We start from the raw sequence: 12,121 nt of genomic DNA on the forward strand, positions 1-12,121 counted from the left end.
GGGCGGGCACAGCTCTGCAAGACGAGAGCTGTGCCGCGTTACCCGAACCCTATCCGCCGGGACCTGCAGAGGCGGAGCACTAGTGAAGAGTTGTGGGTGGGGTGGTAGGTGATCAGACGGCAGCGGTCTCGTTGCGTTCGAAGAGGAGGCCGTTTCTGAAGGTGACCCCGGCGCGCACGAGGCGTTCCTAAGGCTGACCTGCTGCGTGATGATCTACAGGCGCGTCCGAACTTTGTGTTTGCTCCTCTAAGTGTTGACGCGGAGGTACCGAGGTGCGGCGGGTCGGCCGCGGAGATCGTCAGAGGCGAGGCACCCCGTGCTCCAGGTAAGCGGTCGCCGAGTGAGATCGGGCGTCGATGGCGGCGTGAACTCGTCGGGCCAGGCGAGGGATGAGGAGCGCGTCGATCTGGTCAGAGGCGTGGAAGGCGTACTCGCCGATCTCCACGCCGTCCAGGTCGATCTGGGCCCGCTCGTCCACAGGGAGGGTGCCCCCGTCGAAGACGAAGAGGAGCTTGTCGCCCTCGGTCGGGTGGGGTGCCCAGTCCACGACGAGGAGGCGGCCGATGGGCGGGGTGATGCCGAGCTCCTCCTTGACCTCCCGGGCGGCGCCTTCGCTGGGGGTCTCGCCGGGGTGGAGGTAACCGCCCGGGATCTCCCAGCCCGGCTTGTACGTGGGCTTCACCAGGAGCACGCGGTCGGCTTCGTCGAAGAACAGCACGCCGGCGGCGGTGCGTGGCTGGGCAACGGCCTCGGGTGCGTCGGAGTCGCTCATGGCGACGACTGTAGTCGTCCGCCCTGGGCTACCCGACAATGCGCAACCGCTGGGCCATGCCGGTGAGGAGGTGGCTCGGCTTGCCGCGCTGCTGCCGGACCCAGGCAGTCACCAGGTGCCGTGGGATGAAGTGGTAGTGGACCTGCTCGGGAGCCAGTTCCTCGGCGTCGAGGACGAGGGCAAGGGCCTCGTCCGTGCGGTTCTGCGCGCTGTAGGCGCGGGCGACTTCGAGGGTGTGCCGAACACGCCGCTCCAGCGGCAGGGCGGAGGAGTCCACACGCGGCCCCTGGTCTGCGGCGACCTGAACGTCCCCCAGTTCCATGGCCGTTGAGATGCGGTGGATGGCAACGTTGGTCGGCCCGAAGGCCGTCCACATGTGGTTGGCGTCATGGCCGAGCCGCTGTGCGGCCTGATCTGCCTCAGCGAGGAAGGTGTTCACGGTGGCTCGGTCATCGAGTCGGGCTGCGGTCACCGCGCCGACGAGGAAAAGCGTCCCGTAGATCGACAGGTAGGTCGGTGAGGCGTCGGCGAGGCCGTTCTCCAGGTATCCGGCCGAGTCCGTCACGAGGTCCCGTGCTGCGGTGAGGCGGCCGTTGGCGAGGAGGCAGTGGGAGACCGATCGGAAGAGGGAGCCGATGACGACCATGTCACCCGACTCCTGTGCGGCGGCCAGGCCCCGGTCGGCGGCCATCCACGCGAGATCGGCTTCCCCTATCTTCGCCAGCACCATGGCCGCGCCCTGGTATGCCATCGCCAGCAGGGCCTTGGCTTGCAGCTGGTCGTCGCCCTCGTAAGCGCGGACAGCGCGCTGGGCATCTGCGAGGATCTCCGGGATGAGTCGGGTGGCCCGCGCGTACCGGGCGTCCTGGTAGGCCGACCACGCGGAACCGACCGCAGCTCGCAGGATCTCCAGGTCGGGCGGCGGCTCCGTGGATCCGGAGGCCAGCAGCGGCGACATGTGCTTGTAGTCCGTGAGGGCTTCGCGCAGCTTCGGCACCGCGCCACCCTGGCCGTCGGTGCTCCAGTCGATAAGGGACGGCTCGACCAGCAGGTCGCCGAGTTGCACGTCGAGGGCAGCGGCCAGCGCCTTGATGACCGACAGCCGGTCCAGCTCGATGCGGCCGTTCTCCACTTTGCTCAGCCAGTCGGCGGTTCGCCCGACGAGGCCGGCCAGTACCTCTTGCGGGATGCCTCGTCGTCGGCGGTACCAGGCGACGCGCTCCCCGACGCTCAGCGTCTCGGTCATTCCTCGCATGTCCCCAGCCTGGCGCCGCTCGGTTTCCTCACCCCGGAAGAATTTTCCGGGTTCCGCTCCTCTCATCCTCCTAGCGTTCTGACTCGCCATCAAGCACCGCTGATGAGCTTCCTGTTGTGGACGAGGAGGGGCGAATGGCGACGCAACATCGCGGCCATCAGGCCGGTGCATCCACTGACAAGGACGGGCCGGAGCCCTCCCTGAGCTTTGAACCTCGCGTCCTGCGGGTGCCGGAGGATCACAGCCTGGGCAGCGGCTCCGTGACGGCGGGGAGCACGCAGGCCGAAGAAGTCCGGTGCCTGTCACTGCAGATGAGCTTCCTGCTGTCCGCCGGTTCTGTGCCCCTGATCCGGATGTCGGTCAGGCGGATCGCGGACGCCTGGGGATTCGACGCCTCGCTGATCGACGATGCCGAGCTGGTTGTGTCCGAGCTTTCGGCCAACGCCGTGCTGCACAGCGGTGCGACGGGCTGGGCTTGCTTCGACGTCCGTCTCGCTCCCTGCGCCTGCGGGCTGAGGATCGAGGTCTCCGATGGGATCCCGAGCCTGCCCCACCTCAAGCAGTCCAAGTCGACCTCGGAGCGCGGTCGCGGACTCTTTCTGGTCGAGGCGGTGTGCCGGCGCTGGGGTGTGGAGGAGGGCGGCAGCGGCAAGGTCGTGTGGGCCGAGGTCGGAGCTGATACCGCGTGAACTCCTACCACCCGGCGCCCGCCCGGCATCGCGGCGCTCACCACGACCCGGTGGGCACCGCACTCGCCTGGCTGTGTGCGCTCGGCCACCTGATCGTTCTGACGCTTCTCGGCATCACGGCGCAGCACCAGCTCAGCGCTGACTACCTCGGCCCCGCTCTGGCGGCCGACCACGAGCCCGACCGCGAACTGCTGCGTGACCTCGCGGTCGAAACCGGGGCCTGACAACGACGCCAGGTCCCGACACCCGCACCACTGATCAGAAGGGAGCACAGCCATGACGTCCATCAGCATCCGACTGGAAGCGTCGCAGCCTCCGCCGCCACCTCCCCCGGCGCCGCCGGCACCGCCGATTCCGCAGCCGCCCTACCCGGGCCGCTAGTCGGAGGAGAAACCGTGCGGGCCTGCTGGACGGAACCCGGCAGGCCCGCACGGGCCGATCATCCCAGATGACGGTGGGAGGACGGCGCATCCAGCAGGGCATACAGGCGGACGACTCATCCCAGAACGAGCCCAGACACCGACGGAGAGCGGATCATGACGGCAGTCCTCGGAGACTCATCAACAACACAACTCACGCTCCCGCATGTCGAACGCATGGCGGACCGCTTCGGCGTGCCGGTCGAGGACGCGCTGCTCATGGCGATCAACCTGTTCGGCATCTCTTCCGTCCACGCCCGCCACCGGGCTCGTGTCTCGGTGCGTTTGGCCACGCGGCCAGAGGTCTCGTGGATGGTGATCGTCCCGCTCAACGCCGAGGCTTCGCCGTTCAGGTTGGAGGGGGAGGACCTCTTGCTGACCAGCCGACCCATCGCCACCGTCGAACGGGTCGCTGCCGACGAGGCGGTCGGCGGGTATTTCCGGGATGGTGGTCGTGCCGCCACGCTCAACCCCAACGCCCGCAGTCGCTGTGTGGGTTGCGCGTTCTGCCCGAACACCCTGGAGGCTGCGGCTGACCCCCGGCTCGCCGAGGAGCGTGAGCTGACCGAGCTCCTCGCAGCCATGGTCGAGCAGCACCCCAGCCGTGATCTGACCGAACTGCGCGAGGTGACCGTGTCGACCGGCTGCTTCGAGAGGGAGCGGGCTGCCGTCGACCACCTGATCGGGCTGCGCCAGGTGCTCGGTGCCCACGGCATCGGCGCCCGGATCGGCTTCCTCACGTCGGTGATCCGGAGCAGTGGCGCTTTTGAGGAACTGTCCCAGCACGTCACGCCGTTCGTACTTCGGCTGACCGCCGAGTGCTTTGGCCGCCGGGACCTGCTGCTCAAGGCCAGCAAGGCGGTGCTGACGACCGAGGAGATGCCCGAGGTTCTTCGGCGGGCGAGGGCGGCCGGCCACGCTACGTCGTTCACCTACATAGTCGGTTTGGACAGCCTCGCGGAACTTCGCGAGGGGGTATCCGAGTTGATGCCGTTCGTCACCGAGTTCCCGAACTTCCAGGTCTACCAGGCGCACAACTCGATCATGGCTGGTCTGAGGGCCAGCGGGTCGGATGCCCTGGAGTTCTACCTCCAGGCGCGCCGGGAGATCGAACGGATCGTGGGCCCGACCGGGCTGCGTCCGGCGGCTTGGGAGTGCTACCGGCCGCTGTGGTACTTCACGTTCGACGGCGAGAGTCTGGTGCCCCCGTGCTGAGCCGAGCCGACGCGTTGTGGAGGGCGGCCGTGTACGTGTCGGTGGTGCTCCTGCACCTCGACGGGAACGTGCTCCTGGCTGAACCGTTGCTCGCCGACCACACCAAGCGCCGACCGACGGGCCACTGGGGAACGGTGCCCGGGACAGCCTGGGCCCTTGCCCACACGGCGCTCGCGGCGGGCGAGGCGGCGCCTGGCCGAACGCTCATCCCCGTGCTTGGCGCCGGCCATGCGGGCGTGGTTCAGCTGGCTTTCGCGTGGCTGTCGGGAGAGCTCGCCTCCGTACGTCCGCAGTACTCCCGCGATGCTGCGGGGTTGGCGCGTCTGGCCCGCGACTTTCCGGAGGTGGACGGCCTCGGATCGGAGGTTCACCCCCGGCTCGCGGCGGGGTCAGCTCCTGGGGGCTGCCTCGGTGGCGCCTTAGCGTTCAGCCACGGCTTCGCGCTGGGCATGCCCGACCGGGTCGTTCTCCCGATCATCGGGGATGGCGAGTGCGAGACGCCGACCACGGCGGCGTCCTGGCTTGCCGCGCGAGCTTTGGACGGGAGCGCGGTCGTCCCGATCGTTCACGTCAACGGCTTCCGCATGGGCGACCAGTCCCTGCTGGGAGCGATGACGGACGGTGAACTCGCAGGGTACACAGCCGGGTTGGGCTGGCAGAGCCGAGTGGTGCACGTGTCCACCGCCTCCCGCGAAGAGCACGAATCGTTCCGGCAGGCACTCCTGGAATCCGTGGGACAGGTCACGGACGGCGTACGTACCGCCATCTTCCTGCGGTGCGTGAAGGGTTGGAGCGGGCCCGAGCGAGTTGAGGGACGGGCGCTGCTCGGCACGCCCAACGCGCACAAGACACCGCTCGGCCTGGCACACGAGGACGCCATCCAGCGGGAGTTGCTGGAGCACTGGCTCGCTTCGTACCGGCCGGCGGAGCTGTTCGACTCCGATGGGCACCCGACCGGAGAACTGGCTGACGCGCTCGAAACGGCAGGATGGCACCCGGCAGGCGTGCCCTCCCGGCAGACCACGCTCCAGCCGTTGTCCGCTCGGCCTCGGGACGGTGGCAACTTCGGGCACCTCATGGGCCAGGTGCTTCGGGACCATGCCGACGCAGGAGATTTCCGCGTCTTCAGCCCCGATGAGCTCGCCTCGAACCGCCTCGGTGCACTGCAGGACCAGCCATGGGTGTCCGAAGTCCTGGCGGAGGAAGTCCTGTTGGGTTGGCTGTCCGGCTGGCTCGCCAGCGGTCGGCGCGGCGTCCTGGTCTCCTACGAGGCGTTCGCACCGCTCCTGACCTCCGGACTCGTCAGCCACCTCAAGCACCGTCGGCTCGCCACCGGCACCCCTGCGCCGAGCCTCAACCTGCTGCTGACCTCCTACGGGTGGCACAACGTCTACACACACGGCGACCCCTCCCTGACCACCGCCCTGCTGGCGACCTGCGATCCGGCAGTGCGGGTGCTGACCCCGGCGGACCCACAGCGGGCGGCCCGCGCCCTGGACGAGGCGCTGAGGTCGACGGACCGGGTCAACGTGGTGATCGCTGGCAAGCACGTGACGGTGCGGCAGCCCGACGAGACCGTCGAGCAGGAACTGGCGCGGGGACTGGCGATCTGGCCGCACCTCAGCGACGAGGGCGAGCCCGACCTCACCATCCTGGTCGCAGGTGATCTCGCAGCAGAGGCGGCCACCGCAGCGGTTCCCACGATCCGCGAGCAGCTGGGCTGCCGAATTCGGGTCGTCGGCGTACTGGACCTGACGGTCCTCGGGGATCCGCGGACCTGGCCAAGAGGCCTGTCGGAGACCGAGGTTGGAACCTACCTTGGCAAGCACGCCTCGGTGCTTGTCGCCACGCTGGGCCACCCTGCCGCCGTGTGGGGGCTGATCGCCGGACGGCTCCGCCGCCCAGTCGAGGTCATCGGCTGGCGCGAACCCTCTGGTCCGATGCCCCAGGCAGCGCTCGCCGGTGAACTTGGACTCGACCCGGCTGGTCTGCTCCGGGCCGCCCGCAGGCTGACCGCCTCGCGGCAGGGGTCGTCGTGATGGAGGCCGCGATCGACAAGGTCGAGACGGTGCTGGCCGAAGCAGACGCCGCTGCCGGGGACGACACCGTCTTCGTCGCCGTACACGGTGGCGGTCAGACCGGTTGGTACGGCCCGGTCAGCGCGCCTGTCGGCCGTACTATCGACGTGCTGTCGAGCGCTGCGATCGGCTACCCAGTGGTCGACCACGACGGCCACCAGGCACGGCTGCAGGTCGCGGCCGGCGGGCTGGCCGGCAACGTGGCCGAGTGGGCTGTCGGAGCAGTGGACTGTGCCCTGTGGGACCTCCACGGACGGCTGGCCAATCAGCCGGTAGCCGATCTGCTGGCCCCTGCGGCGGCCCGCCGCTCGCCGGTACCGGCGTACGCCTCGTGGCTCCGCCTGGACCTCAGCGGTCCTCCGGCTCCGGGTGTGCTGTCCCAAGTCGCAGACGAGGGTTGGGTTTTCACCAAGTGGGGCCTGCGGCGCCGACCGGGTGCCACCACAGCTTCCGAAGCGAGGCATCTCGTCCAAGCCGTGGAGCAGGCAGCCGAGGTCCTCGGCAAGGGCTTCGCCGTCGACGCGGTTGGAACGTGGAGTCCCCAGCTCGCCATGGCGTTCGCCGAGCGGTTCGGGCATCCGGCGCTGACCTGGCTGGAGGACCCGTTGCCCGAGCACTACCTGCGGATCTATCACCGCCTCGCCACCGCCGGCCTGCCCGTGGCCGTAGGCGAGCGGCTGAGGCCGGAGGAAGACCTGCCCATGCTGTTCGACCAGGTGCGGCCGAAAGCGCTCACCATCGACGTCGTCGGCTGTGGCGGGCTCACCCGGGCGGTCGAGATCACCACAGCCGCGCGCAAGGTCGGCGTCCCCGTCTACCCCCACGGCCGCTCGATGGTGCCCGGGATCCACCTGGCGGCGGCCTTCCCCGACGCCGTCCCTGCCGTCGAGTACCGCCGCCAGTGGGAACCCCGGCGTCAGAGCCTCTACGCCGAACCCTGGATACCCGAGCACGGCCACCTTCCCTCGCCCCGAACCCCCGGCCTCGGCACCCAACCACGGAGACCCCAATGACCCGGAGCAGCGAAAGCCTTCCCGTCCGCGGCACGACCCGGCACGACGAACACGGGCTCCTCCTCGTGCTCGAACACCGCCTCGACGGCCACGACACGTTCCTGTCCGGCGAACTCGACCTCGGCGAGGGGCGAGCGCCTGTGCGCATCATCAGCCTCGACGACGTCACCGTCCTGCGGCCGATACACGAGTTGCCGGTGCCGGCGCCCGTGTGGTCGGGCACCCTCCACCTGCCGCACGGACTGCGTCCGCGCACCGTCCCGGTGGATCTCGCGGAGACGGCCCAGGCGCATGGGCGTGACCTGGACGTCCTCGACCAGGCGGAGATGCGCTACGCGCTGACCTTCCTCGGTGAGGCCACCACGGAGTCGATCCGTACAGCGCGCATCGAGGCGATCGTCTCCGCGTTGCCCCTCGCCGGGATCGAGGCCGCCTGATGGAGTCCACCCGACCTCTGGTCAGTCTCGACATCGGAGGCACGCTGGGGAACGCCCAGGGACCGGGCCTCGCCGCTCACCTGGCAGCTGCCTCGCCGCTCGGCCCGAAGCAGGCGCGGAGGATCATGCGTGATGTCCTGCACACCGCGCCCGAGATCACCGACGCGGTGATCGGCCGGGTGTGCAGTGCCCTGAGCATCGAACCCTCGGCCTTCCCCCGAGATCTTCCGGTGGCGCCGCTCGTGCTGTTCCCAGGGACGGTCGAGGCGCTGGAGGAACTCAGCCAGGAGGCAACGGTGGTGACGCTGTCGAACGTCACCTGTACGGAAGCCGACCCCGAGCGGCTCCTCAAGCTCCTCTCCCCTTGGGTCAGCGGCCACTTCCCCTCGTGCCGTACCGGCTACGCCAAGCCGGACTGCCGGGCCTTCTGGACGGTCGCCGACTCCTTCAAGATGCCGCCCTCGCAGATCGTCCACGTCGGCGACGACTGGGAGTGCGACATCCGGGGGGCCACGGCAGCGGGACTGCGCGCCGTCTGGGTCTCCCATGGGCGTACGGTCCCTGACGAGCTGTCACTCGTTGAACATGACGTGCTGGTGGCCAACGATCTCGCTGATGCTGTGCAGCACGTCCGTCACCTACTCGCGCGGAGGCTTTCATGAACTTGTTCACCGGCACCGTCGGCTACTACCGCCAGTACCGTCCGGGTATCCCGGAGGAGGTCGCGGTCGTCCTCGACCAGGCGGCTCCGAAGGGCAGCCCCCGCCGGCTCCTGGACGTCGGCACCGGCACCGGGCTGGTCGCAGAGGCCCTGCTGGGCCGGTTCGACGAGATCATCGCGATCGACAACGACGCCGAGATGCTCGCAGCGGCCGAGTCGGCCCTCCGCCCCGCCCTGCCGGACGGCACTGTCCTGGCTCTCGTCGAGTCCACGGCGGAGGACTTCACGCCTCCGGCGGGCTGGCGCGCCGACCTCGTCACGATCTGCAGGGCCTTCCACTGGCTCGACCAGGCCACCGTCCTGGCGCTCCTTGACGACCAGGTCGCCCCCGGCGGCGCGGTCGCGATCTTCGGGGACAACAGCTTCTGGGCAGCCGACAGCCCCTGGAAGCAGTCCGTGCGCGCGGTCGTTCAGGACTTCCTCGGCGAGGAGCGCCGGGCCGGCGACAGCACCTTCAAGCACCACAACCGGCCTTACAGCGAAATCATGGAGGAGTCCCCGTTCAGCCAGGTCGAAGAGGTCCGGGTGCCGGTCCAGCGGACCTGGACCACCGAGGGCATCCTCGGCTACCTCTACTCGACCAGCTTCGCCGCGCCCCATCTCTTCGGTGACCGCCTCGCCGACTTCGAGACTGCTGTGAAGGCCGCTCTTGCCGAGCACAGCAGCAACGGCATCTTCCCTGAGGACAACGAGTTCCTCATCCGGATCGGCCGCCGGAGTAATACATGACCCAAGTCGGAACGGCTGCTCGGCGGTTCGGCCGGCTGGCCGCACCGGACGTAGCTGCCGAGCTTGGTGCTGGGTCGGTGCTGTGCCTGCCGATCGGGTCCTTCGAGCAGCACGGCCCCCACCTGCCGTTGAACACGGACACGGTCATCGCGGAACAGTTCACCGCCCGGCTGATCGAGCGCTACGGCGAACGCCACGACCTGTGGACGTTGCCAGCGATCCCCTACGGCCTGTCGCTTGAGCACGCGTGGTCGCCTGGGACGGTCTCGCTGCGGGTGGCGAGCTTCATGTCGCTGCTCGACGCGGTCGTCGGTGGCTACGTCCGGGCTACCCCTGCTCGGACCCTTCTGGTCGTCAATGGTCACGGCGGCAACCGCGGCATCCTGGAGGCCGCGCTCTACGAGCTACAGGACCGGTACGCGCTCGCTGCCTGCGTGGTCCACCCGAGTTCGCTGACGGCCTTCCGGCCTGCGGGTGAGCTTCCGGAGATTCACGCAGGCCTTCGCGAGACCTCCCTCATGCTCGCTCTCGCCCCCGAGGCCGTCCAGCTCGACCGGCTCCCAACGGACTTCGCCGCCGATGGCGAGCGCCGCAGGGAGATCAACCGGTTGGTGCTCGACCGTGGGACGACCTGGCCATGGAGCTCCGGCGACACCGCCATCGCGGCCTGCGGAGTGATCGGCGGCGACCCACGCGCAGCCTCCGCCGACGTCGGCCACACGATCATCGAGAGCGTCCTGGACGCGGCCGCTGACGTTCTCACCCGGCTCTCCCTTCACCGCCCGTAGAGGCCCGCCCTCGTCAGGAGATTCCATGGCTCTCAACGCTGCTGAGAAGAGCGCCTTCGTACGCGACGGCCTGGTCATCAAGCGCGGCGCCGTTGCCCTCGACCTCATCGCTCGCGCCCGCTCACTCGTCGACGACTGGTGCCGGGAGTCGATGGACCCCACCCTCATCAGCTCTTACACCCAGCGCACCTTCGCCCCCGAACTCGGCAGTCACCCCGATCTGCTGGGCCTCTTCGCCGAATCTGGGGCGGCCACCCTCGCCGGTGAGCTGGTCGGAGAGTTCCAGCCCGTCACGACCACGCAGATCCAGATCCGCATCCCTGAATCGCAACTCCCCAACGGGCAGCCCGAGAAGGCGATGCATGTCGACGGCGTCGCATGTCCCCACCTCGATCCCGACGAGCTGCGGACCTTCTCGCTGCTCGTCGGGGTGGTGCTCTCCGACGTCACCGACCCGGACGGCGGAGCACTGCGCTACCAGCCCGGCGGGCACCTGACCATGTCCGAGTGGTTCCGCGAGCAGTGGTCCCTCGGCATCACCGACCAGGTCCCTCCGGACGTCGACGCACGGACTGGGATGCCGTTCCTCGGGGCGCCAGGGGACGTCCTGCTCATGCACCACCTCGTGCCTCACGCTGTGGGTCGCAACCTCAGCCACGAGCCCAGGGTCATGGCGTACTTCCGCGTTTCGAACCTCGTCCACACCGAGCACCGGCTCCAGGCTCTCCAGAACCCGTGGCTGGACTACCCCGGTCTTGCCGATCTGCATCCAACCGAGGCGGCCTCTTAGGAGCATCCCCGTCCTCCTGGCCGAGCCTCCGGCAGAGGCACATCGCCGGGCCCGGCCGGGTCCAACTCACCGATCTCGAAAAGGGAGTGTCCATGCAGCCGATCCCACTTGATCAGCTCGACCGAGCGGCCCGCGCGCTTGAGGCCGGCGAGCTGGTCATCGTCCCCACCTCGCGCTGGTACATGATCTGTGCCGACGCGACCAACACGCGTGCCTGCCGAAGCATCTTCGAGGGCAAGCAGAGGCCCTCCGGCAAGTCCCTCGTCCTCGTTACCCCGTCCCTGACGGACTGCGAGCAACGCTTCACGCTCTCCGACGAAGCCCGCAGGCTTGCCGACGCTTTCTGGCCCGGCGATCTGGCTCTCCTTCTGCCGTGGCGCGACCCCGACGAGGGTGCCCGGCACTCAGCAGTCGGTGCTCCCGCCCTCGTCACCAACGCTCCAGGTGCACTCGGGGCGGTGGCATCGTTGACCCACACGCCCATCGCCGCGACCACCGTCAACATCTCCGGAGATGCGGGCATCGACGCGCGCGGGCCTGCGATCTCACCCGAGGAGGTCGCCGACTTCCTCGGCCTCACCGGAGTCAAGGCGACCGTAATCCTGGACGGCGGAGTCTGCCCAGCTGCCAACCACCTCACGATCGTCGACTGCTCGAAAGCCGACGCCCGCCTTGTCCGGGCCGGCCTCGTGCACGAACGCGCCGTTTCGGCAGTGCTCAGGCGCGAGATCCTTGCCTGAACGGAGCCAACGGGATGCCGCTCTCACCGTCACGGGTGCCATGCTCTGGCATAGAACTATGTACTCGCCCCGTAGGGCCGTTCGCTGCGCTGGCGAACGGACCTACGGGCTGTCAGGGCTCAAGCGTTGAGGTATGTACCTCGGAAGAGCCCGTCGAAGCCGAGGCCCCGGTACATCTGGTCGAAGTCGTCCCACTCCCGTTCGGGCCCGCTATATGCGTCGCCGAAGTCCTCGGTTTCCAGGTCGTGTTCGTGCCATTCGTGGGCGCAGCGGCATCGGACGAAGACGAGCTGGCGGACGCGGATCAGGAGCCAGTCTCGGGTGGCGCCGCAGGCGGTGCAGGTGATGACGATGCCGCGCGGGTTGAGGGGTTCGGGGTGGGGGACGGCGAGGGTGACGGCTTGGCCGGGAATGGGCTCGGGGCTGTTCGGGATGGGGTTGGTCATGGGCGCCCTTCTGGTCGGGTGATCGCGGT

14 protein-coding genes are annotated in these 12,121 nt (G+C 68.9%); 11 read left to right on the forward strand and 3 right to left on the reverse strand.

The window, feature by feature from the left end; genetic code table 11:
- Positions 1-298 precede the first annotated feature (298 nt).
- Entirely contained in the window at positions 299-772 is a 474-nt protein-coding gene (locus ACXJMZ_RS07685) for an NUDIX domain-containing protein (RefSeq protein WP_457029197.1), read from the reverse strand.
- 28 nt (positions 773-800) lie between these two features.
- The gene (locus ACXJMZ_RS07690; protein ID WP_457029198.1) at positions 801-2,018 is read right to left on the reverse strand and encodes a helix-turn-helix domain-containing protein; all 1,218 of its coding nucleotides are present in this window, start codon (positions 2,016-2,018) and stop codon (positions 801-803) included.
- A gap of 143 nt (positions 2,019-2,161) precedes the next feature.
- On the opposite strand from ACXJMZ_RS07690, the gene ACXJMZ_RS07695 reads away from it, so the two are divergent.
- From ACXJMZ_RS07695 to ACXJMZ_RS07745, 11 genes are all read left to right on the forward strand, one after another.
- Positions 2,162-2,716, forward strand: coding sequence for an ATP-binding protein (locus ACXJMZ_RS07695; protein WP_457029199.1), 555 nt, complete (start codon positions 2,162-2,164; stop codon positions 2,714-2,716).
- On the forward strand, positions 2,713-2,940 hold the full coding sequence (locus tag ACXJMZ_RS07700; RefSeq protein ID WP_457029200.1) for a hypothetical protein: 228 nt from the start codon (positions 2,713-2,715) through the stop codon (positions 2,938-2,940). The genes ACXJMZ_RS07695 and ACXJMZ_RS07700 overlap by 4 nt, the downstream gene beginning before the upstream one ends.
- Positions 2,941-3,252: 312 nt before the next feature.
- Entirely contained in the window at positions 3,253-4,350 is a 1,098-nt protein-coding gene (locus tag ACXJMZ_RS07705; protein WP_457029201.1) for a hypothetical protein, read from the forward strand.
- A gap of 29 nt (positions 4,351-4,379) precedes the next feature.
- Positions 4,380-6,389, forward strand: a complete 2,010-nt coding sequence (locus tag ACXJMZ_RS07710; RefSeq protein ID WP_457029202.1) for a phosphoketolase family protein — start codon at positions 4,380-4,382, stop codon at positions 6,387-6,389.
- Positions 6,389-7,441: an enolase C-terminal domain-like protein gene (locus tag ACXJMZ_RS07715; RefSeq protein WP_457029203.1), complete on the forward strand. Its 1,053-nt coding sequence runs from the start codon at positions 6,389-6,391 to the stop codon at positions 7,439-7,441. Before ACXJMZ_RS07710 ends, ACXJMZ_RS07715 begins: the two co-directional genes overlap by 1 nt.
- Positions 7,438-7,878: a hypothetical protein gene (locus tag ACXJMZ_RS07720; protein WP_457029204.1), complete on the forward strand. Its 441-nt coding sequence runs from the start codon at positions 7,438-7,440 to the stop codon at positions 7,876-7,878. The genes ACXJMZ_RS07715 and ACXJMZ_RS07720 overlap by 4 nt, the downstream gene beginning before the upstream one ends.
- The gene (locus ACXJMZ_RS07725; RefSeq protein ID WP_457029205.1) at positions 7,878-8,540 is read left to right on the forward strand and encodes an HAD family hydrolase; all 663 of its coding nucleotides are present in this window, start codon (positions 7,878-7,880) and stop codon (positions 8,538-8,540) included. The genes ACXJMZ_RS07720 and ACXJMZ_RS07725 overlap by 1 nt, the downstream gene beginning before the upstream one ends.
- Positions 8,537-9,328, forward strand: a complete 792-nt coding sequence (locus tag ACXJMZ_RS07730; RefSeq protein ID WP_457029206.1) for a class I SAM-dependent methyltransferase — start codon at positions 8,537-8,539, stop codon at positions 9,326-9,328. The genes ACXJMZ_RS07725 and ACXJMZ_RS07730 overlap by 4 nt, the downstream gene beginning before the upstream one ends.
- Positions 9,325-10,116, forward strand: coding sequence for a creatininase family protein (locus ACXJMZ_RS07735; RefSeq protein ID WP_457029207.1), 792 nt, complete (start codon positions 9,325-9,327; stop codon positions 10,114-10,116). The genes ACXJMZ_RS07730 and ACXJMZ_RS07735 overlap by 4 nt, the downstream gene beginning before the upstream one ends.
- Positions 10,117-10,141: 25 nt before the next feature.
- Positions 10,142-10,906: a phytanoyl-CoA dioxygenase family protein gene (locus ACXJMZ_RS07740; protein WP_457029208.1), complete on the forward strand. Its 765-nt coding sequence runs from the start codon at positions 10,142-10,144 to the stop codon at positions 10,904-10,906.
- A gap of 92 nt (positions 10,907-10,998) precedes the next feature.
- A complete protein-coding gene (locus ACXJMZ_RS07745) occupies positions 10,999-11,646 on the forward strand; it encodes an L-threonylcarbamoyladenylate synthase (protein ID WP_457029209.1) in 648 nt (215 codons plus the stop codon).
- 119 nt (positions 11,647-11,765) lie between these two features.
- Here ACXJMZ_RS07745 and ACXJMZ_RS07750 read toward each other — a convergent pair whose 3' ends face one another.
- Entirely contained in the window at positions 11,766-12,092 is a 327-nt protein-coding gene (locus tag ACXJMZ_RS07750) for a hypothetical protein (protein ID WP_457029210.1), read from the reverse strand.
- Between the last annotated feature and the right edge of the window lie 29 nt (positions 12,093-12,121).

The sequence above is a fragment of the Kitasatospora sp. P5_F3 genome, from assembly GCF_054049135.1.